Origin of the sequence: Ruegeria sp. HKCCA5929 (assembly GCF_013034525.1) — a bacterium.
Lineage (GTDB): Bacteria > Pseudomonadota > Alphaproteobacteria > Rhodobacterales > Rhodobacteraceae > Ruegeria.
The window spans coordinates 57,301-81,747 of sequence record NZ_WQGE01000008.1; the positions used below are offsets into that span (position 1 = coordinate 57,301).

The window sequence follows — 24,447 nt, forward strand, 5'->3', positions numbered from 1 at the left end:
CCTGCTGAGCGAATGATCAGCAATCAGATGCGGTGTATCACCCTTGTAAGAAAGGGTTTTTCCATGCCGCAACAGATTTCGAACTCCTCTGAGTCCACGCGCGACATGCAATTTCTGCATTGGGTGCGCATTTCCCGATCCAATTTCAGAACGCTCGGGTGGCGCCGCATCTTAAAGGGCGGGCACCTTAGCGACGTAGGCCGCCTGCCTCGTTACGTGGCATTATACCTTCTTGGGGCGAGTTGCATCTGGGCCCCGATCAGCGGCTATTTGGCGACCGCGCCTGTAAAATACACCTCTCACGCATCATTAATCCTGCCAGGATCTGGCGCTTCGGCATCGGTCAATCTGGCCAATATCGGTCAGGCATCATCATACGCGAATTCCGCCTTTGCCAACGGGTCAATCAGCCCGACCGAGACGTATAAACGTTTGTTGTCGGCCGACCGTATACTCGACGCGGCAGCCAAGACGGCAGAGGCTGACCGGGACGCGTTTGGAAAGCCGCGGGTGCAACTGGTCGATCAAACCAGCCTGATCCATATCGAGCTTCAAGCGGCCTCTCCGGCAGACGCTCAACAATATGGAGACGCCTTGGTGGCCGCCTTTTTCGCTGAGATTGACGCCCTGCGCGCCGATGAAATTGCCACCCGTGAGGCCAGCAATACCGGCGCGATCGAAGACTACACGAGCGCAATTCAGGCCACGCGGGCCGAGATCAAACAGCTGCAATCGCAAAGCGGTCTGATATCAGTCGCGCAATACCAAGAGCAGGTCGCCGCTAATGACCGTGCAAAGCAGGAGCTGCGAACGCAGGAGAGCGAGCTGGCACGCCAATCGGAACGTGTCGCCGCGCTTCAAGTCGCGTTGAATCTGCCCTCTGACGCAGCGGCGGCAACGCTGAAACTCTATGCTGATGCGCAGTACCTATCGTTGCTTGCGGATGTGTCGGTGGGGGCTGCAAAGCTGGCGCAAGCCGACGCGACCTACGGATCGCGCCACCCAATCTATGTGAATGCCCAAAACGAATATGAAGGGGCGCGTTCGGTTGCTTTAAAACGCGCGGCGCAGGTGACTGGTCTTGAGGTCGAGCAGCTCGGTGGACTGGATCGCGCGCCGGAAGGGCAACGGGCGCAGTTGCTCAGCGAGTTGGTGCGCGAAGATGCCTTGCGCGCCGGATTGGAAGAGCATGTCGCGACACAGCGCGCGCAAGTTCGTTTGGAAACCCTGCGCCTGTCAGACCTCGCCCCCATCGCCGCTGAATTGGAGGACCGGCAGAGAGATTTCGCCGTGGCAGAAGCCGTGTTCGCCTCTGCCATCGCGCGGTCCGAGTCGAAAAAGACCGATGTCTATGCCTCCTATCCCTTGATCCAAGTTCTGGAGAACCCGTCTCTGCCGACTCGCCCGTCTTCGCCGAACAAGAAGATCTCGATTGCCGCCGGGATCGTTGCAAGCCTTATGCTGCTGATGGGTTTGGTTCTGGCATGGATCCGAAACCCGCTGATCTCAAAGCTGCTGAAAGACCAGAAAGAGGCCGCAGTTTGACGCGTGTTGCCCCTCAAACGCCAGCCGAAAAGATCGTCTGGTGTACGCTGATCTGGACATGGCCGTTCTACGGGCTTGGCGCGCTGTATGTTGTCGGTCCAGTGCTAGGTTGGATGTTGGCTACGATAGCCGGGGTGTCACTTTATCTCGGCCCGGTGATCCGTTTGGATATGCGTGCAACGGGCCCTGTACCTGCTCTGGTCTGGATCTGGAGCGTTGGCATGCTGGTGATGCTGGCCTCACTTTGGGCAGGCCACGCGGACTGGAACCTTGGCACCACCAAAACGATCAAATCGAGTATCGGATGGGCAAAGGGTTGGGCGCTGATCCCGTTGTTTATCCTAGCAGGGGCGGTTTTGCCAATACGGCGCGAGGTTTTGGTTAGAGGGCAATGTGTAGTGGGCCTTTGGACCTTGTGCCTTCTGCCGTTGCTCATTGCCGCCCCCTATGCCGGTCTGCCGCATCTGCTGTTTACATCTCCCCTTAAAGCAGTGGGCGGCCCGGGACCTGAATATTTCTCGGTCTACCTGTATACAATCGACCCCGCCAGCGGCACGCCGCGGTGGCAGTTCTTTGCGCCCTGGTCGCCATTCGCAGCCTTGTTGGGTGTCTGCATGGTCCTATTTGCCCTGGAAGAAAAGCACGGCAGCTGGAAGGTCATCGGCTTGGCTGCCGGAGTTCTGATGATCCTTATGTCCAAGTCCCGAATGGGTATGGTCGGATTGGTGATCTGCTCGCTGTCACCCCGCCTCTTGCCAATTGTCGCCCGCAGCTTGGGGTGGATTCTATTGTCTGCAGTCACCACCACCGTAGCCGTTTGGGGCGCAATCTTTGTCGAATTCGGCAACCGAGCCCTTTACAGGTTCAAATCCGCGCGCGCCGATAGTACCCGCGTACGCGAAACTCTGCAGCGTATAGCGTATGAGCGCTGGCAATCGGATGCGATGGTTTTCGGGCACGGCACAGTCAGACCCGGTGCGCATCTTGTTGAGTACATGCCGATCGGCAGCCATCACACCTGGTACGGATTGCTATTCGTGAAAGGGCTGACCGGATTTGCCGCGTTTCTCGTTCCCTTCCTCGGTCATTTAGCAATCGTCACCCTGGACGCCATAAAGTCGGAACGCGGGAGGCTGCCGCTCGGGCTGTTGCTCACAGTTCTCCTGCTGACCTTTGGAGAGAACGTTGAAATCCAAACCTATCTACTCTGGCCGACCTTACTGATGCTCGGATTGCATTTGCGAGAGGTCAAATCAGTGTGTCTGGGAAGCTGATACGCCGCTAGGATTGTTGCGACACCAGCGTAGTGTCAGACGTCGCTCTTTTGGGTTGGTTCTTCACTGCTGATAGGGACATTTTGACCTTGTAAAGTGAGTACTTTCACATCGGGCAACCAACGAATTGACCGTGAAATGCTCTTCAGCCCGGCATTTAGTGGCACTAGTCGCCGACTAGAGCCGGCTGAAAGGAGCCGCCCGTTGTCTCTCTACTCAAAACTCTTCGGCGGCGTTGAGAAGTCCAAGCCGGACCCGCTCTCTTACAAAGGGTTCGAGATCTTCCCCGACCTGATGGCGGAAGGCAGCAAATACCGTCTGTTGGTCCGTTTGGAGAAGACCATCGACGGAGATCGAAAGACCCATACTTTGATCAGGGCGGATGTTTTTGAGACCCGGGATCAGGGCGAAAGCTTCAGCATCGCAAAGGCGAAACAGGTGATCGACGAGCAGGGCGAACGCATTTTCGATTAAGCAAACAGACAGCCTAATGTATGCGATGCAATCGACGGATGGTTCCGCAAAGTAGACATCCGCCCCGATCTGGCGAAAGAACGCTAAGCAGTCATTGGATGTCTTAGATACCCGATACATGCAGCTGCAATCTGGGTCCCAATTTCGTCTATTTTACAGCCTGTGCTACCCTGTTGCATTTATCGTATGCAATTGGGGGCTGAAGATATGTGGAACATGGAACAGTTTGTAGCGGACTGCCGGACCGCAGTAGATCAGGACGATTCTCACAAATCGGTGGCTGAGGTGGTGGACCGGGCGATGCGCGATCCCGCGGGCGTGACGCAAGCCTTGGGAGAGCCGACCGAAAGCGGTATTTTTCCCATTTACAAGTCAGGTGATCTGACAATCGTCAACGTCGTATGGAAGCCAGAAATGACCATAATGCCCCACAATCACGAAATGTGGGCCGTGATCGGTATTTATGGTGGTAGAGAAGATAACATTTTTTGGCGGCGCGTAGCAGATGACCCTAACGGGCGCATTGAAGCGGCGGGGGCTCGGGCATTGTCGACGGGTCAATATGCTCCGCTTGGTAAGGACCTCATTCACTCGGTTACAAACCCTATCCCTAAGTTGACCGGAGCAATCCATGTATACGGCGGGGATTTTTTTGAAGCTGAGCGAAGCGAATGGGATCCTGAAAACCTGACGGAACATGCCTATGACATATCGAAGGTTCGCGCGTTATTCGAGGACTAGTTTGCAGTTTGACAATCTACGCTGGCAATGCCTGAGGCATGTTCCGTCTATACGGCAGGCTTCGCCGATTGCCGATTTCTATCTCGTTGAATTGACACGGGGTGATGATCTCGGATTATGGACAGATGAGCAAATTACAACGCCCCCCGAAGCCTCGGCCACGCCCATTTCTTCCCAATCCGGACCGCTACGAGCAAATGGTCTATCGCCGTTGTGGGCAGTCTGGCATAAAGCTACCCGCGATAAGCCTTGGGCTATGGCACAACTTTGGTGGAGATACGCCACACCAGACAAAGCGCGATCTCTGCCGCACTGCTTTTGACTTGGGCATAACGCACTTTGATTTAGCAAATAACTATGGCCCACCGCCGGGATCGGCGGAAGAAGCATTCGGTGAAATTTTAAAAACTGATTTCGCAGGCTATCGGGACGAACTCATCATATCTACCAAGGCAGGGTACGATATGTGGCCGGGCCCCTATGGGGAGTGGGGATCACGAAAGTATCTTGTGGCCTCTTGTGATCAGTCGCTCAAGCGGATGGGGTTAGAATACGCAGATATCTTTTATTCCCACCGCTATGATCCAGATACCCCTCTGGAAGAAACTATGGGAGCTTTAGACTATATAGTGCGCTCTGGGCGCGCACTTTACGTCGGAATTTCAAGCTACAACTCGCAACGAACGCGCGAAGCGCTGGCCATCTTGAAAGACCTTGGCACGCCGTGCCTGATTCATCAGCCGTCGTATAACCTACTCAACCGTTGGGTTGAGCGGGACGGGCTGTTGGATACGCTTGACGAATTGAACGTGGGATCGATTGCGTTCACGCCACTTGCCCAGGGTATTTTGACATCGAAGTATCTGAACGGCATTCCCGAAGACAGTCGTGCGACCCAAGGCAAGTCTCTATTGGACGGCATGATCAATGAACGTTCATTGACGAGTGTCAGGGCTCTAAACGACATAGCGGCGTCACGCGGTCAATCATTAGCTCAGATGGCGCTTGCTTGGGTGCTGAGAGGGGACCGGATTACGACAGCCCTTATTGGCGCTTCGCGACCTGAGCAGATCGTGGATTGCGTAGGTGCGGTCCAGAATTTGGAATTTTCCGAAGCGGAACTCGCTAAGATTGATGAGGTCAGTTCGGAAGAGGAAATCAATCTCTGGGCGCGATCCTCGGAAATTGAGTAAGATTGTTGACCACTGATTTCTGGTGCTAGCAGGTCTTTCTGCTTAATCGCATGGCGTTTCTGCTTTGGGCTCACTGCCGTCATCTGAGGCTTTTCGTCGGATGACCGGTTCGCCGCTCTGAGCGGCCATCCGCGCTGATGTGGTTTAGGTGATGTCTTCGCATTGGCTTGTCTCTCACTTTTGCGCTTGGTCATCAGATCAACCCGTACTGTTTGGGCGTTGCGGGCCATTCATCCGGGTCCGTCTTGATCAGTTTGATGATGCCTTCCAGACCGGTCGGCCAGGTGTGGTATCGGTGATAGCCGTTGATCTTGGCCAGCGTGCGCAGTGCAGTGTGAACCTTATGGGCGGAATCGGGGTTGCCGTGACTGCCGATCATGAACGCTTGGTTCAGCCGGTCCTGATCAACGAAAGCTTTCAGGTTGTTCCTTAGCCAAAGTGTGTACGCGATCCGGTGAAGCGGGTCGTTCGGCCATTCGAGCGGCTTGCCCCCATTAGCGCGAACCATTTCTGTTTCGGTAATGTCCGATGGTAAATGAACCACATTACCCCCTGTTGATTGCGTCGTTCAGGAACGCTTCAAAGCTGGTGACGTTTTCACCCCCTGGCTCTGGTTCTGCGGTCGATGGTGCTTTGGTCGCAGATGCCGCCAAGGCGATGCCATCCTTGGTGCGCAATCCCAGATCGCGGGCCAGTGCTTGCATCTGTCGGCTTAGTTCCTGCTGATGTGCATGGATCGGGCTTCGACCTGACGATCCGTTCACGTGCGTGACGATGGCGGGTGTCATCATGCACAAGATGCGGTTGTCGGCCATCTGCTGCGTCACGAACGCCAGTTCCATGATCATATTCAGATCGGCTGTCGTCCATTTGTCCGGTGCGGATCGGTACAGGTCGGCAAAGGTCTGTTTGCCCAGATCGTTCAACACTTCCAATCCGGCCACATCCGGCACGGCCACGCTGGCGGGTTCATCGGCCTGTGCGGCCTGTCGTAAGCCGGTCAGGCTGTCATTGCGTGTTTTGTGCTGTTTACGGGGCATTCGTGCAAATCCTGTCTGATTGCGCGTAAATCATCCTGAATCGTTGTATTCAGACGGTAGTATTGTGGCGTCAAATTGCCATTTGTTGCAAGATTTTTGCGTGAACCCCGGTCAAATCTGAAATTAGCATGGAAAGTTTTGGACCCACGCCGGTGACGCACTCCCTAACTTTGTTTCCGACTACCCCGCCCCAGCTTGATCACGCGACCGACCATCAGCGATCCGTCATTGATCCGTTGACGATCAGTGATCAGTCATCATCGTTGCGTTGTGTGAAGATGGTGATGGGGATGGATGTTGGTGGTGGGGTGAGCACGGATGTGCTCAAGATCACAATCAATCAAAGAACGATCTTCACGTGTCGTTGTCTTCATCATCGTTGCCGTTGCAGACCGTTGACCATTCACTACCAACAGGAAATCCATCAGGTCCGATCTGTGGCGTATCCCGACGCCTACCCTTTTCCCGGTGCCGTGCGTTGTCACATGACCGGCACAGTGTCCGAAGGTTAGGTAGCCACAGGGCAAGGTCAGGGAACTGGTCGCGTGGTTTGACGTGATCCACTATTGCAGCACCAGAACGCCGAACGTCGGCACCGCAGTTCGTGCATCTGTAATTGTCACGACGTTTCGCCAACGTCCGTAGCTTCTTCCACTTTGGTGATGAATAGAACGGGTGCGTCTTCTTCTGTGCCATTGCTTATAGATTTCCAGCTAGATGATTTGGTGATTGATCGGCAGGACACCTAGGACACGTTTCGGAAACTTATTGGTCACCGGGGTATATAAGGGACTCTTTTTTCCTTACGCGTAGTAATTTCAGAAAGGTGTCCTAGGTGTCCTATTCAGGACGGTATCGGCAGTATTTTTAATTTTACGCCGCGAAAACCGCGCTGTGTTTGGGTTTTATTTTTACCAGAGGTAATTTTCAGCGGTTTGGTTTTCAGTGTTTTTAAAAAACCGTCCTGTGTCCAATCACCAACATCCCGCCCATCGATGTACGCTTTGAACACACCGAACAACATTTCACTGCTCATGAAGTCTTCCTGATCACCGGTCACGACCAATCGTTCTTCAACGAATTGACCAACTGGGTTCATCCTCATTTCCGCGTCGGCCTGCATCTGAGCGTTGATTTCTGTCACGGTGAAACGCTTCTGGCTACGAACACGCTGCCAGCCTTCTACAGCCCAACGCAGGATCGCGGACCGTTCGGCCAGTAACGCGTCGAATAGTTCCGGGTCTTCCCGCCCATAGAACGAATTGGGGAAGGTCAGATAGATGAACCGGCTGGCCAGCACACCGTCAGGATCGCGCAGCAACGGAATGCTGTTGGACATAAGGATCAGGCGCACGGTCGTCTTGCCGGTCCACACGGGCTTGTTCTTGCGCTGCACGTCCACATCGTCTTCACCGGTCACGGTCAGGATCAATTCACCAATGGCACTGAAGTCCGAGTCCTTGCTCAAGCGCACGTCGGGTACCACCATCAGGCTTTTGCCCACCGCGCCTTCCATGACGAACTGATTGGCCAACAAGCTGGACCGGATCGAATAGACCAGATTGCCTTCCAGTGCCTTCAGCAACTTGATGTTGGTACCTTTGCCGGTTCGTTTCTCGCCAACGAACATGAACCCCTTCTGAAGCCACGTCGCACCGGACAGCAAGTATCCGTAAATCTCCTGCATCGACCCGATCTGATCGGGCGTGTCCAACGCTTCGTTAAAGAACGCTTCGGCCCGTGTCCCGGTCCAGACCGCATCGGCCTGCCAGTCAGCGTCGATCCATGTGTGATTGAAGAAGTCAGGCGTGTGCGCCACCAGCTTGCCGGTGTCCAGATCAAGGATGCCATTCTGAACGGATCGCCATGTTCCTGGCTCCGGTTTGTTCCATCCCGGTTCAATGGCTGCGGATCGCTTCGTGACCGCCCGCAGTGCCGCGACATAGTTCGACACCAGCACTTTGGTCGGGCTGACTTTGTGGCGTGTGATCCCGTCCTGCGTCTCTTTCTCGTAACAAACGATCTTGCTGAAGAAGTGGAACAGCACGTCTTTAATATCATCTTCGGCCATCACTTCCCAATGCGTGCCGATCCACCGATAGAAGTCGCCCCGCCAGTGGGTCAATGCGCGCCGGTCATTGTCCGTGAAGTACCCGGCAACGATCAGACGCGCTGTGTGTTCCAGATCATGGGGGTTGATGACAGTGCGGCAAGCCATGTCCACCTGACCGCCCGAAATCAGTTCGGCCACCTTGTCCACGACCGGGTCGATTTCGACCGGGACGACGCCCGGTGGCATCTGTCCAAATTCCGGCCCGCCTGCGGCCTGCATCATGGAACCGATCACGTCAGGCGGTGGTGTCATTTTGTAGACAGCACCACCATGGGCGTAAGAGTTGATCAAACCGGAATTGAAAACCATCGCCTTACCGCGACCGTCATCCGGGTCCATCGGATCGGCCAGTGACTTTTCGTGATAAAAAATCAGATCACGCATCACTTCACCGACCGTCTTTAGCCCAATCTCAGGATCATCGAACTTCAGAACGTGATCGACAGCCAAGACACCCTTGTCAGCCATGGCCAATTCGTTGCGGATCGTCTCAATCGACTTGCCGGTACGTTGCGCTTCATCTTGTGCAAAGGTGTTGCGAACGGCTTGCGCTTCATCGCTCACTTCCGCCTTCGATTGTCGGACCAGATTGTCGAATTGCGCTTGTTCTTCCGGTGTCAGGTCGGGCAACGCGATCCGTGTATCCAGCACCCCCACCCCCGGTGAAACGACAGCAGCACGGCTGGCTGCGTCCTGCACCAAGGGTTCAGCCACAAATGGCGCACCTTCAAAGATCGGGCGTTCCGGTGTTCCGACGGAACGGTCCACCAAAGACCGTTCCATCAACGCACCCCGACTGGCGACCCAATGCCAACCGAACCCAGCCAGGAACATGTGCTGGTGAAGGACTTTCAACGCTCTGTCTATGTCTGCGCTGTCCGCAACGGGCAGATACAAATGAAAGCCCCCATTGTGCGGGTAGGTTTCGCCGGTCTGGATGTTGCGCAATCCTGACGACGTGCTGTTGCGGAACACGTGACCGACTTGGGACGCGCCCGGAATATGGCCTAAAATTGCATCAACCGCCCGCACTGATTGCAGCTTTTGGCGCACTCGGTCCGGCATTCCTTTCTGGTCGAAGTCGATCAGCATCAAACCCGGCAAACCTTCGCGGTATCCTATGTGATCTTGTGACCGGGTGATGTGCGTGCCGGGTGGCATGGTCCGTGCAACCGCTTTGGTCACAAGTGGCCATAGCGTGTCGCCTGACGGGTCATTCGAGATAATCCCCAAGGTGATGCACTGGTTGGATGGCATCGTGTTTAATAGGTCTGCCAGATGGGTCAGTGTCGGCAATTGAATGGTCTGTGCTGTGCCGGTTTCCAAGGCGCATTGTTTGCTGTCGTTGTGCGGCTTCCCGCTGCCGTTCAAATAGATCGACTTCGACATGATGCCTTCGTCTTTGGTGACTAGGGTCAGGGCGAATCCTGTGGTATCGTTGGGCATCTTTAGTTGTCCTTCATCGAAGGGTTTCAGTTGGCCCGGTCCTGCCCCATGCGGTGACCGGGTCGTTTTATTTGAACGTTTGCCGCAGAACTTCAGCCGCCAGTTTACCGCCACCGAAATGGTCGCGGATCGTTGCGGCCAGCATCAGTAGCTTGGGGTCCATCGGGATTGATTGGGTCGATGGTGGCCGTGGCGGCACGGGCTCTGGTTCCGGCATCGGCTTGGCGTACTCATAGAAGCCGCCATAAGCCGGTCGATCCGTCTTGCGCACCACCGTGAAGCCAAGGTCTTTCAAAATGCGGGTCAGGCTCTGACTGACCGACATGTTCCATTCATCAGCCGGGCAGCCCATCTGGTCATACAGTTCCCGTGCGCAAACGACCGTCTTGCCGAGTGTGCGTTCGCGGACTTGGTACCGGTCAAACTCAATCATCAGCACATCCCCCGGTTCGTCATGGCCTGCGCGACCACATAGGGACACATCAACCAGCCCTGATGCACGGCAAATCCGCAGTGGAAATCATCCCACATGTGGCAGAACACAGACGCCTTCTTCATCATCTGGAACGACTGATAAGTGCGCATACCGGGCGCGACATTCTGGACAACGACCACCCAGACATTCCCCTCGGCCGGTTTCGGGGCGTCATCGTCCAACACGACGGCCATTTCGTCCTGGCTCATACGACGCAGGCGGAATTGTCGATCCGGGTGGCGTTGGAAGAACTTGCGATCCCCGGCTTGGAAATCTTGCTGGCGGCGGCGGGTTTGTGTATTACTCATTTCATACTCATGATGATGGTGGGTTGCCCGTCGGCAAAAACTGACAACCCGGTTTCAATCAGCACCCGGCCCATGTGGTCGGGTGTTCGCTTTAGTGGGTTTCGCCTTCGACCAGATCGGTAAGTGCGCTTTGGATCGGTCCAATGATTTCATCGATCATTTCCAGATGCAGGATCAATCGCGGGTAGCCGGTTTCGTCGGCAACCTTCTTCGCGCCTTCAATCGCGTCGTGAAGTTGTTGGCCGATGGCATCGATCTGTTCAGGGCTCATGCTGCCACCCGGTCAGCAAAGGTCCGAACCCACGGCCAATCACCCCATCCCATTCGGTAAGCCGTCGGCTCGTTCTCGGAACAGAAAGACCAGCGATACGGTCCGGCTTCCCAGATGACGCCCCATGCGGTCGGATCGTCCAACATGTCGTGCGTACCCGGCACGCAAAATGACAATTCAGTCGCCGGGTCTTGGCCGAACCAAGAGTCTTCCGGCTTGGCGTCATTGATGAATTTGAGCAAAGCGGCGTAAAAACCGATAGCGGCCTGCATAGCATCTGTGTACGCGTTCGGGTCAAAGTCGAACGGGCGTTCGATCAGAACGTCTTGCGGGCATCCGCCCTTCATAACGCAGTCGTAGTAACGAATTTTCATGTGTCAGTTTCCTTCTGCTTCACGCGGCCAGTTCGCCGTTGGCCATCGCCGTAATGTCCCGGCCTTTCAGGCGGTACGTGCGCTGACCGGGCTGGCGAAAAGCGGGCAGGTATCCGTCACGGATCAGACGCCGGATCGAATGCGTAGCTTCGCCGGTCACTTCAGCCGCCACGCCGATGCTGTACGTCTTGTCAGGGTGAATATCGCTCAACTGCATTGCTTCAGTTCCTTTCCATCAGTGTCGATGGATCAACCGTCATTCAGCTATACTGTAACTGTCAATTATTTTCTGTACGGTAACAGGTTACGAACTACGGTCTTGCGACTCGCGTATCGTTACTGTACGTACTGTACGTAGAATTAACTGATGGAACTGACATGACACACCCAGAAACATGGGCGGATCAGGCAATACCGGGGCTGTTTGCGCGAATCGCAACCGGTCAGATGGACCCTGATTCCGCGTTCGGCCCGCCCGGTCGGAACTTGGATGAACCGCTGAAAGACGCGCCGTTCATTCCCCAATTCAACGATTGGCCCGAAGTGACGAAGACCTGTCAGATGGTCGCCGCTTCGTTTCCAGAACTGGCCGCTGACGGTGGCGTGACCGATGCCGACCAGATTGTCCGGTACCGGGAATATGCAGACCGGATCACGCCAACCCTGATGAATGCCGTTATCCAAAGCCAGGAATTGCACCTGTCGGTCGATCCCAAAGACATGCTGTTTATCGCCACGCCTCTGACCGTGCGGGCGCATCTGGCCAATGAAATGCTGTCAGCCGTGCGTGACGGGTGGAATTTCATGCAATGCGACCACTGTGGCGCGTGGCACCGCATCCGTCGCACCCGCCCCGTCAGCATGTGCAGCAACCGCTGCAAGACCGCTGCGCACCGCGCACGGCAAGCTGAGGAGGCAAACTGATGGCACTATTCAAAAAGAAGCCGACCCGACCTGATTACGTTTTTGTAGTAACGGGCCGCGAGTATGGTGAAGACGGGACGGTACATCATTGGGTTGCACAGGTCACAGATAATGAGAAGGCAGCAATTGAGTCCGGGAGACAGGTCGCGTGCATAATTGCCGACACAAAAGTGGTTGATATGCGACAGAACCCAGAATGGCCTGAAACTGTCGCCGTGTTTCTGCACAACGGTAAACACTATTCGTTTGTTGACAAAAAGCCTTTGCAGGACTGGCCCATAAACGGTTGGGACTGGGTGTGGGAAAGGACCGACTAATGGCATCGATTAAGCAGAAGTCACCGGGCGTCTGGAAAGCCCGCTACCGTGCGCCCGACCCGGCCAAGGGTGGCGCAATGGTCGAACGGTCCTTCACCGTCAAGGCGGACAGCAAGCGCGAAGCGCAGGCCATCGCGGACGAAAGGGAACTGGACGAACGCCGGGTGCAAATCTCGGCAGATGCCACCAGCAGCGTGGCCGACTTTCTGGTGCATTGGGCAAACAACCGGCCCGACACCTACAAAGGCAAGCGGCCAGCACCCAAAACCATCGCGCGGGACAAACAGCATGTGGAAGTGATCAACCGCCATGTCGGGTCTGTGCGGATGCGTGACGTATCGGCCAAGACCTTCGACAAGCTGGTGCAGGGTCTTCGGGCGGATGGTCTGGCACCGCGCACGATCAAAAACACATGGGCTGTTCTGAAGAAGGCACTGCGGCAGGCATGGCGCGATGATGTGATCCGCGACGATCCATCTGCCAAGGCCATCGCGCCCCATGTGCCGCGCACTGAAGCGGCCTTCGCCACCTTCGAAGATGTGGATGCCATCACCGACCATCTGGAAGGCTGCATGGATCGTTTTGATCTGGCGGTCTATGTGCGCCTGCTGTTCTTCACCGGGTGCCGACCGGGTGAAGTGATCGCGATCACTTGGGATGACATTGACCTGAACGCCGGGACACTGAACATCAACAAAGTCGCGTCTGAAGCGGGTGACGATTACCTTGTCCGTCACGAAACCAAAACCGAAGGATCGACTGCGGTCCTGGCTCTGCCCGACCCGGCCATTGCCGATCTGGAAAGGCTGCGCAAAGCGTATCTGGCCGCGAAGGGTGACAAGGGTCTGGGGTGGAACCCGGAAGGCTATGTGTGGCCGGGTGCCGATGGTCTGTTGCCCATCAGGCCAACCAGCCTAGCCCGCAAGGTTCGAGTCGCAATTCGGGCCGTTGGCCTGTCTCTGACGCTCTATTCGTTCCGTCACGGTTCTGGCACTTACATGCTGGAACAGGGTGCTTCGATCAAAGAAGTTCAGGACCATCTTCGGCACTCAACTGCCCAGCTGACGACCGATACTTACCTGCATGTCACCGACCGACTCAAAGAACGTAAGGTGTCCATGTTCAACAAATTACGTTGATTTAATACTGTCGCTGTGGACCGATCTGCGGACTCGGCACCCACAGACAACGGCCCGAAAGTCGCTTAAACGTCTGTAATGTATGGAAGTTTAATGGCAGGGGCAGCAGGGTTCGAACCCGCGACCTACGGTTTTGGAGACCGTCGCTCTACCAACTGAGCTATACCCCTGTGGTGAGCACTCAGATATGCCAGCCGCGCGGCGGACTCAAGAGGCTTTTTCAGATTCCACACCACTATCTGATCCGACAAACAAGTTGCGCAAAATGTGCAGTGCGCTAAGACAAGGTCCGGCCAGCAAAAGGAAGCCCGTGTGAACCTCCGCAAGAAGATCGCAGACAGCGAAGTTGTGCTGAACTGGGTGGCACGACGGATCGCCAGCTATATTAGATGGGTCAACCGCAACACGCGCTGGCAACGCATCGGGTACGAAGAACTGGACCAATTGGCCGAACAGGGAGAGCCGGTAATCGTTGTACTGTGGCACCAGCGGTTGGCGCAGTCCCCGTATTTCTTTCCACTGGACAAAGGCAGGATCTGTTCGATCACGTCCGCAGCCCGCGCCGGCAGCATGGTGGGCCGGGTGCAGGAACAGTTCGGTATGGACACAATCGCCATGTCCAGCCACAAGCGGCACGTGGCACTGTCGCGTGAAGTGCTTGGTAAGATGAAGCAGGGCATTTCCATCGGCATTGCTGCGGATGGGCCACGCGGACCAGAACGGGTGCTGTCGACTGTACCTCTGGTCTGGGCGCGTACATCGGGCAAACGGGTATTTGGCATCACCTTTTCTGCGAAACACGGGCGCGAGGCCGGTACATGGGACCGCCTGCTGATGCCACGCCCCTGGCGCAATGAAGGTGTGTTTTTGTGCCGCGAATGGACGGAAACGGTGCCACGCAAAGCCAGTGAAGAAGAGTTCGAGACCCTGCGCCTGAGCCTTGAACAGCACATGAACGATATCACAGCCGAAGCCGACCGAATGGTGGGGCGTGAGCCTTGGTCGCCTGATGCCTAACCGCCCCTGAGGCGTTGCATCAAATAGACTTCGCTGCCCTCGGGGATTGATTCCGTAAGCCCGGTGGCAATGACGCGCCCGTCAATCGCGATAGAGACCCCCGCATCGATGGGGGCCTGCAATTGCGGGTGGGCCTGAACCAACGCCCGCAAAAGTTCGCCAGTGGTTTTGGCCTCAACCTCCACCACTTGTTGGCCCCCGGTCAATGACCGGAGGCCGGACCAAAGGTGGACTTCAACCATTGTCCTTGAGCGCAGCCAGAATGCGCGGTGGCGACATGGGCAGTTGCTTCAACCGCACGCCCGCCGCGTTGGACACAGCGTTCGCGATAGCAGCCAATGGCGGCACGATGCCTGTCTCACCCACGCCGCGCACACCAAATGGGTGGCCGGGGTTGGGTACTTCGACAATCACCGTGTCAATCATCGGCAGGTCGCTGGCAACGGGAATGCGATAGTCGAGGAAGATCGAGTTCTGCAAGCGCCCGTCCTCGCCATAGATGTATTCCTCGTTCAGAGCCCAACCGATGCCTTGGGCGGCTCCACCCTGGAATTGACCCTCAACATAGGTCGGGTGGATCGCTTTACCGGCGTCCTGAATGACCGTGTAACGGGTGATCGAGGTCTTGCCGGTTGCAGGATCGACTTCGGCATCGACAATATGAGTGCCAAAAGACACGCCCGCACCTTCCGGGGTGGCTTCAAAGTGGCCCGAGATCGGGCCGCCGGTTGACCCCATATCCGCAGTGATGTCGGCCAGCGGCATCGGATCGAAATCGCCTGCATTGGGGCCCGAAGGCACCGCGCATCCGTCTTCCCATTTCACCGCATCAACCGGGATGCCCCACTTGGACGCCGCGCGTTCGCATAGTTTCTCGACCGCATGTTTTGCGGCTTTGATCGTGGCCAGACCCGAGGCATAGGTCACGCGCGAGCCGTGGCTCACGTCGTTGTAACCCAGTGTCGCGGTGTCGGCGACGGTGACACGGATGTTCTCATAGGCAATGCCCAGAACCTCGGCCGCCATCAGCGCCATCGACGCGCGCGACCCGCCAATGTCAGGCGTTCCGACCATCAGCTGGGCCGAGCCATCCTCAGACAAGGCCAAAGATACGCTGGTCTCACCACCATGGTTGAACCAGAACCCGCAGGAAATCCCCCGCCCCTGCCCCGGTTTCAGCGGTGCTGCGTAATGCGGATGCGCCTTGGCAGCCTCAAGCGTTTCGACCAGACCGATGCGTTCATAGGTCGGGCCATAGCTGGCCTTGGTACCCTCATGGGCGGCGTTTTTCAGGCGCACGTCGACGGGGTCGAGACCAAGCTTGTTGCACAGCTCATCGATGACCGATTCAACCGCAAACGCCCCCATCGGCGCACCAGGTGCCCGGTAGGCCGCCTGCTTGGGCCGGTTCGACATCACGTCATAGCCAATTTGCTTGACGTTGGTCAGGTTATAAGGCGCGAAGGCGCACATAGCGGTCATGTCGCCCGGTGCGCCGGGGAACGCCCCACCTTGCAGGCGGAACACGCCTTGAGCCGCCGAAATCGTGCCGTCCTTCTTCATCCCGATCTTTACGTCCATCGATGCGGAAGACGTCGGACCGGTTGCTCGGAATACCTCGGATCGCGTCATGACGATCTTAACCGGACGATTGACCTTGCGGCTCAGCGCCAGTGCAACAGGTTCAATGAAAACTGTGGTTTTGCCACCAAACCCCCCGCCAATTTCAGACGCGGTTACACGCAGTTGCGAGGTTTCGATGCCCAGCAACGCGGCACAGGTTTTCTGCGCAATCCAGTGGCCTTGCGTTGTGCACCACAGTTCGCCCTTGCCGTCATTACCCAACATGCCCAGACAAGCGTGCGGTTCGATATAACCCTGGTGGGTCGCCTCGGTCACAAAGCTGTCTTCGATAACCAGATCGGCCTCGGCAAATCCGGCCTCGACATCGCCGTGACCGCTTTCATGGTAGCGGACCACGTTGGGGTGCATCCCTTCGGGTACGGAATAGTCTGCCGCGCCTTCGCGGATGATAGGTGCGTCCGAAGCCATTGCCTTGTCCACGTCGGTGACATGGGGCAGTACTTCGTATTCGACCTCGATCAGCTTGAGCGCATCACGGGCCGCCAGCGCAGATGTCGCCGCCACGGCAGCTACCGCGTGACCGTCATAAAGCGCCTTCTCACCAGCCATGACGTTTTCCAGAACATTCCAGAACTCGCCTTCCAGCCCCGGCTTGAAGGGCACGTCCGCAAAATCCGCACGGGTCACAACGGCTTTGACATCCTTATGAGCCTCGGCCTTTGACGTATCGATCTTCACAATCCGTGCATGGGCGTGAGGAGAGCGCAGAACAGCGCCGTGCAACATTCCAGGTGCCGAAATATCCGCGCCGAACTTGGCACGGCCTGTAACCTTGTCCAGACCGTCAGGGCGGTTTGGGCGAGTGCCCACAAATGTGAAACCTGATTTACGATCGTCCAGAGCCATTACGACGCCTCCCGCATCTCAGCCGCCGTATCCATCACGGCGCGAATGATCTTGTCATACCCGGTGCAGCGGCACAGGTTGCCTGCCAGCCAATACCGGGTTTCCTCTTCGGTCGGGTTCGGGTTTTTCTCCAGCAGCGACTTGGCCGCCACCAGAATACCCGGAGTACAGATACCACACTGCAAAGCAGCGTATTCGATCATCTTCTTTTGCAGCGGATGCAGAACGTCGCCGTCTGCAATGCCTTCGACGGTTTCGATTTGCCTACCCTCGGCCTCGACGCCCAGCATCAGGCAAGAACAGACCAGACGGCCATCAACGGTGACGGAACACGCACCGCAATCCCCGGTGCCGCAGCCCTCTTTCGCGCCGGTCAGGTTCAGCTTGTCGCGCAGACAATCCAGCAAAGTTTCGCGCGGGTCACAAAGGTATTCAACCGTGTCCCCGTTCACGGTAGTGGATACGTGGAGCTTGCTCATTCGTTTTCTCCCTTTGCGCGGGTATAGGCGATTTTTGCGGCGCGCTTTGCCAGAACGCCAGCAACCTCTGTTCGGAATGCGATCGTGCCGCGTTTGTCGTCGATCGGATTGCAAGCGGCAGAGGCGGCGGCCGCCAGCGCATCCTGCGCGGCATCGTCCAGCGTGCTGCCGATCAGGGCTTTCGCGCAATCTTCCACCAGCAGAACCGTGGGGGCAACCGCCCCCAAAGACACCCGAGCTTCGGTGATGGTGTCTCCGTCCAGTCGCAAGCTGACGCCGACGCCAACCACGGCGATGTCCATTTCCGTACGCGGGATGAATCGAAGATAGGCATCACCCGCGTTGTTACCCCGAGCAGGAATATGGACGGCCGAGATGACCTCGCCCTTCGTCAGTGAGGTCTTGCCGGGGCCGGTTGGGATGTCCTCGACCGCAACCTCACGGGTGCCGTCAGAGCCAGTGACTGTAACGGTCACACCCGCTGCGACCATCGCGGGCACGGAATCAGCGGCCGGAGATCCGTTGCACAGGTTCCCGGTTAAAGTCGCGCGCCCCTGCACCTGAGTTGACCCGATCAGGTCCATCGCCTCAACCACGCCGGGCCAGTCCTTGCCCAGATCAGGATGCTCGCTCATCTCGGCGCCTGTTGCGGCCACGCCCAGCGTCCAGCTGCCATCGGCATTGCGGGTGATGTCGTGTACACCGTTGATTTTCTTGATGTCGATCAGCGTATCGGGTGTCACCAGTTCCGAGCGCAACTGCACCAAAACATCGGTGCCACCCGCCAGAAATCGTGTAATACCCGTCGCATTTGCGGCCAGAGCCGAAGCTTCGGCAAAGCTGGCGGGGCTGTGATAATCCATGAAGCTACCTCGTACCTGTTGATCAGGGATATCTGGGTTCGGGGCGACGTTAATTCACCCCTCGTCCGGCGTCCATGGGCCGAGCGACCAAAATTCAAATTCCAGATGTCGCTTTTAGGAAGGGTTCAGAGATCGATTTCAATCACGCCGTCAGGTTCCGCCGCTCGGCTTTGGCACAGGATCATCGCGCCTTCGCGCTGTTTCCTGGACAAAACGAAATCCCGATGCTCGACCTCACCTGAAACGACACCGCATTTGCAGACGCCGCAGATGCCGTCAGCACATTTCACATCCACGTGAAACCCGGCTTCATTCAAGACCTGAGCGGCGTCCTTTTCTGCCGGCACGGACAGCGTTTTCCTCGAACTGGTAAGCTTGATTGTAAATGGATGGTTTTCGTATTCGGGCGTTTCGGGAACCGAGAAATACTCTAAATGTCGCGTCTCTTCAGGGAAACCTTGGCGCTCAGCGGCTTGCATCACCCCGTTCATGTAGCGATCCGGCCCACAGGTGTAGACATGCCATCCGTCCTGATAGCCAGACAGGATCGCATCCAAATCGGCGCGGGTATCTTCATCTGAGAAATGATAATGCACGCGACCTGCCCAGGGCATCGCGGCCAGATCATCCAGATACCCAGCCCCGCCCCGCGTGCCAGCCGAGTAATGCAACTCGAACTCTCGACCCAAGGCGTGCAGGCGATGGGCAAAGGCGATCATCGGAGTAATGCCGATACCACCGCCCATCAGGAAGGTCTTAGTTGCCGTTTCATCCAGTTCGAAATGGTTGATCGGCTTCGAGATGAAGACTTTGCGCCCCTCGTTGAAGATGCGATGCAAAAGCGCCGAACCACCGCGCCCTTTGTCTTCGCGCAATACACCGATCTGATAGGTCGACCTGTCTGACGGGTTGCCGGACATGGAGTATTGCCGCAAGAATTCCGGCGCGACCAATACGTCCAGATGTGCGCCCGCCGCCCATCCCGGCAGGGGCGCACCGTCCAGCGATGAGAATTCATACTTCGTTACGTCGGCGGTCATCTTATCGACCTTGGTCACGGCAACCCGCGTCACCGGTGCGTCACCGGCGATCTGATAGCGGTGGATGACCGACATATCCCCGCTGGCCTTGCGGGACTTGTATTCATCGGCTGTCACCATGGCCTCGTAGGCCGCAATCCCGGCCTCGCGATCCATGGCAAAGGGATAGGGCCACGGGTGTGGGGCCAGATAGGCGGGATAGACGGCCAGCGTCTGATCTTCGTATTTCAGGTTCAGATCCGTTTGCAGATCACGCCGGTTCAAAGGGTGCGTTGTGGGGCGATAGGACCCGTCCGGCTGCAGCTCAATATCCCACCACCATTTCTTGATGTCATTCAGACCGCCATTGCCGACCGCATCGTCCAGCTTGGCCAGTGCGGGCGCGGCAGAGGGGATGTTCATCGCGGCCCAGCGGAACGGGCGTTCCTTGAAGATGCCTTCAAGGTTCCAAGGGCAGGTCTTCATGCACCGCCCGCACATCGCCCCTCCTGGTGTTGTCACACGATAGGTGGCGCATTTCTGACTGTCGGATTTCCAGATTTCATAGCCGTTGAACATCAGCTTCGGCCCGGCCGTGATCGCGCCCGACGGACATTCCCGCGCGCACTTGTTGCAAGACTCGCAAAAGCTCTGCAGGCCGAAATCAATCGGTTTGTCGTGTTCCATCGGCATATCGGTGGTCACAGCCCCGGACTTCAGTCGCGGGCCGAGATAAGGGTTCAGGATCACTTCTCCGATCCGACTGACCTCACCCAGACCGGACAGCAACAGCAACGGAGGTTGCAGCACCTCACCATCCATCACCGTATGCGCTTTGGCCTTGTAGCCAAGGTTGCGGATTTGCTGTGCAATCACGCCCCCAAGCAGGGAAAAGCGCAGATAGGCACGCATAGACTGGGCAACGCTGATCCAGTCGTCACCGCTGGCCCCTTCCATCGTTTCATAGCCCTGATCGATGATCATGCTGATCGCCTGATCATGGGGTGGTACGATTTCTTCGCCCGTTGCGTCGTGGGAATACCACGCCCATTCTGGGCAGCGGCTAAGGCCCACCGCATCGACCCCGAGGAAATAGGTCGCCGCTTTTATATTCGCCGCATTCCGAGCGGCATCCGTTGGCTTTGCAGCCTCAGCGCTTTCACCATCCTGTAACAACACAAAGGCCCCCAACGCGCGGCGTTGCGCGAAGCTGGGCGCGGCCTTGCGAACGTAGTACCCGCCTTTCGCAGCGTCCTGCAGCGACTTGCCCATATCGCCGAACTGAGCACGGGCAAACATGTCGGCACGTTTGGGTACACGGGCGACGTTTTCTTCGTCGATATACGTGGTCGGCGTCTCGACCCGTTTGAGTTTCTCGAACGGATGGGCTCCGCCCACATAGCGCCGTTTGGAATACGGATCACGGTTCAGGGCATTTTTGGCAAAGCCAGTTCCCAGCCACCATGCCGGCCCATGTGTGTGAAACCAGGGCTGTTGCGCCATGGGCTTGAGCGGTCGGTCATGGGCAATGGGCATCTCGGTCGTGACGGCAGCCAGACCAAATCGTGTCCCCAGCCACGGAGCAATCAATTCCCCGTCTTCGACCGAGGCCAGCCCGGCGGCCACGGCCAACTTGCCCAAATCAACTTCTGACGACATCACGCTGTGCGCCCGCGCGTCAAAACCCAGCAGACGGATATAGTTGGCGATGACCACGGCATTTTCGGTGGCCAGCAAACAGGCGCGATGATCCTGCGCATCTGTGATCCAGTCTGCGCCGGGTTCTGATGGGTCTGGGTCGCGATTGTATTCGTACAGAAACACGATGCTGTTCCGGTGGCTGTCGATCGGCTTGGGCGCAGCCTCCATACTGTCTTTCAGATCCGCCATGATGACGTCGATCCCCGAGGCCAGAGTCTTGGTCTGGCGTGTGCGCAACGCATGGGCAAGCCGGTCGATATCCGGGTTGCGGCGCGGCTGCGTCAGCAAAGCAGCCGACGGCAAAGGCCCGCAGCCCATCATTGACGCATCGTTGAAATACCCAAACGCTTTCAGATGGTTGGCACGTTCCTGCGGATCTGAAGGTATCTCTGACGCAACCGGGTTCACCAGCCCGTCGCGAATGGCGTCCATCATCGCCTGAAATTCGCCCATCGCGTTGACGATGCTGCCCGGATGTTCCGGTCGGTGAAAACTCAGTTCAGCCATCGAAGGCACAAGCGACAGGTCCGGCCCTTCGTCCGTTCGGGCCAAGCGCTCCAGCGGGTAACGCCCCATGTGAACGGGCCGGTTTTTATCCGAGAAAAAGCGGATTCCCATTATGCGCCTCCTGTTGCTTACCATCTCCTATCCCGGCATGGACAGCAGAGCCATTCATGCATAATCATAAACGGTATGAGCAAAATCGATTTCACGGACCTCGATGGAAAGGTCCTGCGCACATTTCTCACTATACTCGAGGAAAGCTCGGTCTCGAAAGCTGCGGACCGACTGGGCGTCACACAATCCGCGATCAGCCATACCTTGGCCAAGCTGCGGCTGGTGTTGGGTGATCCGCTGTTTGTCCGTTCCGGTCAGGGCCTGATTCCGACCGAGCGCGCCTTGTCCCTGAAAGACCCGGCCCAAAGAGTGTTGGACGGGATGCGCGCACTGACCGAGGGCAGACCGTTCAACCCCTTGTCCGAACAGATCGACATACGCATCGCTACCAACGACATGCCGCGTGAGTTGATCTTTCCGCAACTCCTTCGCGAAACCCGCGCCGAAAAAGTGCGCCTGAAACTGGAGTTCATCCCCTCGGGCGTTCCAGATTCTGACCTGCTGCGCAGTGACCGGTGCCAGTTGATGCTTACCCCGCTGCCACCCGATGGGCCGGATATCTTTCAGAAACGCCTGATGACCAGCCCGCTGATGATGTTCTACGACGCCGCACAACGCAATCCGCCGGACAGTTGGCAGGCATATTGCGACAGCGATCACGTCGAAGTGCGCTTTGCCGATGGCCGCAACGCCCGCGCTGTCATGCGCGGCGTCGATCAAAGCCAGATCAGACCTGCCGTTGTGACCTTGCCGCACTTCAATGCAATTCCGGCCTTCGTACGGGGCAGCGACCTGATCTCGACCGATACAGCACTGATGAAACAGGGTCCGCTTGCCGCGCTGGATTGCGCACCGCTGCCTTTCGAATGCCCGCCTGTGTCCATCTACATGGTCTGGCATCAGCGATCAGCAAATGACCCCGCACACCGTTGGCTGCGCGCCCGGATCGAAGCCATCGCAGCCACCCTTCAGACCTGAGACAACAGCCAGTTGCGCATGATCTCAACCATTTGCGGCTGCCGTGGCTTGCGCAGCGCGACAATGTAAAACCCCAGATCTTCGATCAAGACATCCTCAAGTGGCTGGACAAGACGGCCCGAAGCAAGCTCGGACGCAACCAGCGGCGCATTGGCAAGTGCGATCCCTTGCCCGGACAGTGCGGCATCAATAGCAAGACTGGTCTGGCTGAAGCTCATCATCCGTGGCTTGCCGCTTACGCCCACCCTCTCAAGAAACAAAGGCCACAATCCATGAGTGTCATTGAGCAATACTTGCCCAAGCAGATCAGAGGGATGGGTCACTTTCCCGGCAATGGATGGGCTGCACACCGGGACGAATTCTGTTGAGAACAACGGCACGGCATCCAGGTCGGACCCAAAGGGCGCCCTGCCCTGCCTGACCGCCAGATCCACGCCATCCGATTTGAAATCCGCCAGACGTTCACCTGCGTCCACCTGAACCGAGATATCCGGATACGAGTCGATGAAATCCGATAGCCGTGGCACCAGCCATTTTGAGGCAAAGCTAGGCGTGACCGACAATATGATCTGACGATCCGGCGATAACTCCTCTACAGCCTCTTCGATTAACCTGAAGGCCCTTCGTAAAGGCGCGTGAAACCTGCGTCCGGCTTCAGTCAGCCGCAAACCACGCGGCAAGCGGTCGAACAGAACATCACCCAGCCTGGCCTCTAGCCCCCTCACTTGTTGCGCAACCGCGCCTTGCGTCACACCCAGTTCTTCGGCGGCCAGTCGAAAATTCAAATGTCGCGCAGAGGCTTCAAAGGCTCGCAAAGCATTCAGAGGAGGAAGAGCTGCCATGAAACGGTCCTGTAGATTTTCTACAGCATAGAGTCAGCATAACTGATTGGTCAAACCAGGCCTTGATCGCCATCTTGGGATCAAATGAAAACGGAGATTTCAGATGGAAAAAGTAGCTCTTATAACAGCCGGCGGTAGCGGCATGGGTGCAGATTCCGCACGCAGACTGGCAGCAGATGGGTTCAAGGTTGGTATTTTGTCGGCCTCTGGCAAAGGCGAAGCCTTGGCCCACGAGCTGGGTGGCGTCGGTGTGACCGGCTCGAACCAGTCCACCGTGGATTTGCAAAAGCTTGTCGATGCTGCGATGGCCCATTGGGGGCGTATTGACGTACTGGTCAATTCCGCTGGTCACGGCCCCCGCGCTCCGATCCTTGAGCTGACGGATGAGGATTGGCACACCGGCATGGATGTCTATTTCCTGAACGCGGTCCGTCCGACCCGACTGGTCACGCCGATCATGCAGGCGCAGGGTGGTGGGGCGATCATCAATATCTCAACCTTTGCCGCATTCGAACCTGATCCGGTATTCCCTACCTCGGGCGTGTTACGGGCCGGGTTGGCCGCATTCACCAAGCTGTTCTCGGACAAATATGCCGCCGAGAACATCCGCATGAACAACGTCCTGCCGGGCTTCATCGACAGTCTGCCCGAGAAAGAAGAGTTCCGCAGTCGCATTCCAATGGGGCGCTATGGGCACAGCTATGACGAGATCGCTTCGGTCGTGGCCCTGTTGGCATCTGAAGGGGGCGGCTACATCACCGGGCAGAATATCCGGGTGGATGGCGGCATCACCCGGTCTGTCTGAC

General features: G+C 57.1%; 26 protein-coding genes and 1 tRNA gene. 11 read left to right on the plus strand and 16 right to left on the minus strand.

The window, feature by feature from the left end; translation table 11 throughout:
- The first annotated feature begins 63 nt into the window (after positions 1 to 63).
- The 5 genes from GOV90_RS17450 (at position 64) to mgrA (ending at position 5,227) form a co-directional block, all read left to right on the plus strand.
- Positions 64 to 1,545 (plus strand): hypothetical protein, encoded by a 1,482-nt coding sequence (locus GOV90_RS17450; RefSeq protein ID WP_171091478.1) that lies wholly within the window; start codon positions 64 to 66, stop codon positions 1,543 to 1,545.
- The gene (locus GOV90_RS17455; RefSeq protein WP_171091479.1) at positions 1,542 to 2,819 is read left to right on the plus strand and encodes an O-antigen ligase domain-containing protein; all 1,278 of its coding nucleotides are present in this window, start codon (positions 1,542 to 1,544) and stop codon (positions 2,817 to 2,819) included. Before GOV90_RS17450 ends, GOV90_RS17455 begins: the two co-directional genes overlap by 4 nt.
- Before the next feature lie 204 nt (positions 2,820 to 3,023).
- The gene (locus GOV90_RS17460) at positions 3,024 to 3,293 is read left to right on the plus strand and encodes an HlyU family transcriptional regulator (protein ID WP_170636887.1); all 270 of its coding nucleotides are present in this window, start codon (positions 3,024 to 3,026) and stop codon (positions 3,291 to 3,293) included.
- A gap of 216 nt (positions 3,294 to 3,509) precedes the next feature.
- A complete protein-coding gene (locus tag GOV90_RS17465; protein WP_253284646.1) occupies positions 3,510 to 4,034 on the plus strand; it encodes a hypothetical protein in 525 nt (174 codons plus the stop codon).
- A 125-nt stretch (positions 4,035 to 4,159) separates the two neighbouring features.
- Positions 4,160 to 5,227, plus strand: coding sequence for an L-glyceraldehyde 3-phosphate reductase (gene mgrA / locus GOV90_RS17470; RefSeq protein WP_170636885.1), 1,068 nt, complete (start codon positions 4,160 to 4,162; stop codon positions 5,225 to 5,227).
- Positions 5,228 to 5,420: 193 nt separating this feature from the next.
- Here the strand turns inward: mgrA and GOV90_RS17475 are convergent, their stop codons facing one another.
- The 9 genes from GOV90_RS17475 to GOV90_RS17515 form a co-directional block, all read right to left on the minus strand.
- A complete protein-coding gene (locus GOV90_RS17475) occupies positions 5,421 to 5,771 on the minus strand; it encodes a hypothetical protein (protein WP_171136123.1) in 351 nt (116 codons plus the stop codon).
- A 1-nt stretch (position 5,772) separates the two neighbouring features.
- Positions 5,773 to 6,267, minus strand: a complete 495-nt coding sequence (locus GOV90_RS17480; RefSeq protein WP_171091485.1) for a hypothetical protein — start codon at positions 6,265 to 6,267, stop codon at positions 5,773 to 5,775.
- Positions 6,268 to 6,621: 354 nt separating this feature from the next.
- The gene (locus GOV90_RS17485) at positions 6,622 to 6,963 is read right to left on the minus strand and encodes an HNH endonuclease (protein ID WP_171091487.1); all 342 of its coding nucleotides are present in this window, start codon (positions 6,961 to 6,963) and stop codon (positions 6,622 to 6,624) included.
- Between the two features lie 148 nt (positions 6,964 to 7,111).
- Positions 7,112 to 9,826: a phage/plasmid primase, P4 family gene (locus GOV90_RS17490; RefSeq protein WP_171091489.1), complete on the minus strand. Its 2,715-nt coding sequence runs from the start codon at positions 9,824 to 9,826 to the stop codon at positions 7,112 to 7,114.
- Between the two features lie 67 nt (positions 9,827 to 9,893).
- Positions 9,894 to 10,259: a hypothetical protein gene (locus tag GOV90_RS17495; protein WP_171091491.1), complete on the minus strand. Its 366-nt coding sequence runs from the start codon at positions 10,257 to 10,259 to the stop codon at positions 9,894 to 9,896.
- On the minus strand, positions 10,259 to 10,609 hold the full coding sequence (locus GOV90_RS17500; protein ID WP_171091492.1) for a hypothetical protein: 351 nt from the start codon (positions 10,607 to 10,609) through the stop codon (positions 10,259 to 10,261). The genes GOV90_RS17495 and GOV90_RS17500 overlap by 1 nt, the downstream gene beginning before the upstream one ends.
- 91 nt (positions 10,610 to 10,700) lie before the next feature.
- Positions 10,701 to 10,880, minus strand: coding sequence for a hypothetical protein (locus GOV90_RS17505; RefSeq protein ID WP_171091495.1), 180 nt, complete (start codon positions 10,878 to 10,880; stop codon positions 10,701 to 10,703).
- Positions 10,877 to 11,254 carry a hypothetical protein gene (locus GOV90_RS17510; protein WP_171091497.1) on the minus strand — a complete coding sequence of 126 codons (378 nt, stop codon included), beginning with the start codon at positions 11,252 to 11,254 and terminating at the stop codon, positions 10,877 to 10,879. Before GOV90_RS17510 ends, GOV90_RS17505 begins: the two co-directional genes overlap by 4 nt.
- Positions 11,255 to 11,273: 19 nt before the next feature.
- A complete protein-coding gene (locus tag GOV90_RS17515) occupies positions 11,274 to 11,471 on the minus strand; it encodes a hypothetical protein (RefSeq protein WP_171091499.1) in 198 nt (65 codons plus the stop codon).
- Positions 11,472 to 11,632: 161 nt separating this feature from the next.
- Here GOV90_RS17515 and GOV90_RS17520 point away from each other — a divergent pair, with 161 nt between their 5' ends.
- From GOV90_RS17520 to GOV90_RS17530, 3 genes are read left to right on the plus strand one after another with little or no spacing between them, the layout of a single operon-like run.
- The gene (locus GOV90_RS17520; protein WP_171091501.1) at positions 11,633 to 12,178 is read left to right on the plus strand and encodes a hypothetical protein; all 546 of its coding nucleotides are present in this window, start codon (positions 11,633 to 11,635) and stop codon (positions 12,176 to 12,178) included.
- Positions 12,178 to 12,495, plus strand: a complete 318-nt coding sequence (locus GOV90_RS17525; RefSeq protein WP_171091503.1) for a hypothetical protein — start codon at positions 12,178 to 12,180, stop codon at positions 12,493 to 12,495. Before GOV90_RS17520 ends, GOV90_RS17525 begins: the two co-directional genes overlap by 1 nt.
- Entirely contained in the window at positions 12,495 to 13,634 is a 1,140-nt protein-coding gene (locus tag GOV90_RS17530) for a site-specific integrase (RefSeq protein WP_171091505.1), read from the plus strand. The genes GOV90_RS17525 and GOV90_RS17530 overlap by 1 nt, the downstream gene beginning before the upstream one ends.
- A 94-nt stretch (positions 13,635 to 13,728) precedes the next feature.
- Here the strand turns inward: GOV90_RS17530 and GOV90_RS17535 are convergent.
- Positions 13,729 to 13,804: transfer RNA gene (locus GOV90_RS17535), tRNA-Trp, on the minus strand.
- A 142-nt stretch (positions 13,805 to 13,946) separates the two neighbouring features.
- On the opposite strand from GOV90_RS17535, the gene GOV90_RS17540 reads away from it, so the two are divergent.
- The gene (locus tag GOV90_RS17540; RefSeq protein WP_171091507.1) at positions 13,947 to 14,651 is read left to right on the plus strand and encodes a DUF374 domain-containing protein; all 705 of its coding nucleotides are present in this window, start codon (positions 13,947 to 13,949) and stop codon (positions 14,649 to 14,651) included.
- On the opposite strand, the gene GOV90_RS17545 is transcribed toward GOV90_RS17540, so the two are convergent.
- The 5 genes from GOV90_RS17545 to GOV90_RS17565 form a co-directional block, all read right to left on the minus strand.
- Positions 14,648 to 14,893 (minus strand): MoaD/ThiS family protein, encoded by a 246-nt coding sequence (locus GOV90_RS17545; protein WP_171091509.1) that lies wholly within the window; start codon positions 14,891 to 14,893, stop codon positions 14,648 to 14,650. The genes GOV90_RS17540 and GOV90_RS17545 overlap by 4 nt on opposite strands.
- The gene (locus GOV90_RS17550) at positions 14,886 to 17,141 is read right to left on the minus strand and encodes a xanthine dehydrogenase family protein molybdopterin-binding subunit (protein ID WP_171091511.1); all 2,256 of its coding nucleotides are present in this window, start codon (positions 17,139 to 17,141) and stop codon (positions 14,886 to 14,888) included. The genes GOV90_RS17545 and GOV90_RS17550 overlap by 8 nt, the downstream gene beginning before the upstream one ends.
- On the minus strand, positions 17,141 to 17,620 hold the full coding sequence (locus GOV90_RS17555; RefSeq protein WP_171091513.1) for a (2Fe-2S)-binding protein: 480 nt from the start codon (positions 17,618 to 17,620) through the stop codon (positions 17,141 to 17,143). The genes GOV90_RS17550 and GOV90_RS17555 overlap by 1 nt, the downstream gene beginning before the upstream one ends.
- Positions 17,617 to 18,483, minus strand: a complete 867-nt coding sequence (locus GOV90_RS17560; RefSeq protein ID WP_171091515.1) for a xanthine dehydrogenase family protein subunit M — start codon at positions 18,481 to 18,483, stop codon at positions 17,617 to 17,619. Before GOV90_RS17560 ends, GOV90_RS17555 begins: the two co-directional genes overlap by 4 nt.
- Before the next feature lie 125 nt (positions 18,484 to 18,608).
- Complete coding sequence (locus tag GOV90_RS17565; protein WP_171091517.1) at positions 18,609 to 21,821, minus strand: reductive dehalogenase; 3,213 nt, start codon at positions 21,819 to 21,821, stop codon at positions 18,609 to 18,611.
- A gap of 75 nt (positions 21,822 to 21,896) precedes the next feature.
- Between GOV90_RS17565 and GOV90_RS17570 the strand changes: the two genes are divergently transcribed.
- On the plus strand, positions 21,897 to 22,799 hold the full coding sequence (locus tag GOV90_RS17570) for a LysR family transcriptional regulator (protein WP_171091519.1): 903 nt from the start codon (positions 21,897 to 21,899) through the stop codon (positions 22,797 to 22,799).
- On the opposite strand, the gene GOV90_RS17575 is transcribed toward GOV90_RS17570, so the two are convergent.
- Positions 22,790 to 23,641, minus strand: a complete 852-nt coding sequence (locus tag GOV90_RS17575; protein ID WP_171091520.1) for a LysR substrate-binding domain-containing protein — start codon at positions 23,639 to 23,641, stop codon at positions 22,790 to 22,792. The genes GOV90_RS17570 and GOV90_RS17575 overlap by 10 nt on opposite strands.
- Positions 23,642 to 23,744: 103 nt before the next feature.
- Between GOV90_RS17575 and GOV90_RS17580 the strand changes: the two genes are divergently transcribed.
- Positions 23,745 to 24,446, plus strand: a complete 702-nt coding sequence (locus GOV90_RS17580) for an SDR family oxidoreductase (RefSeq protein ID WP_171091522.1) — start codon at positions 23,745 to 23,747, stop codon at positions 24,444 to 24,446.
- The last annotated feature ends 1 nt before the right edge of the window (position 24,447 follow it).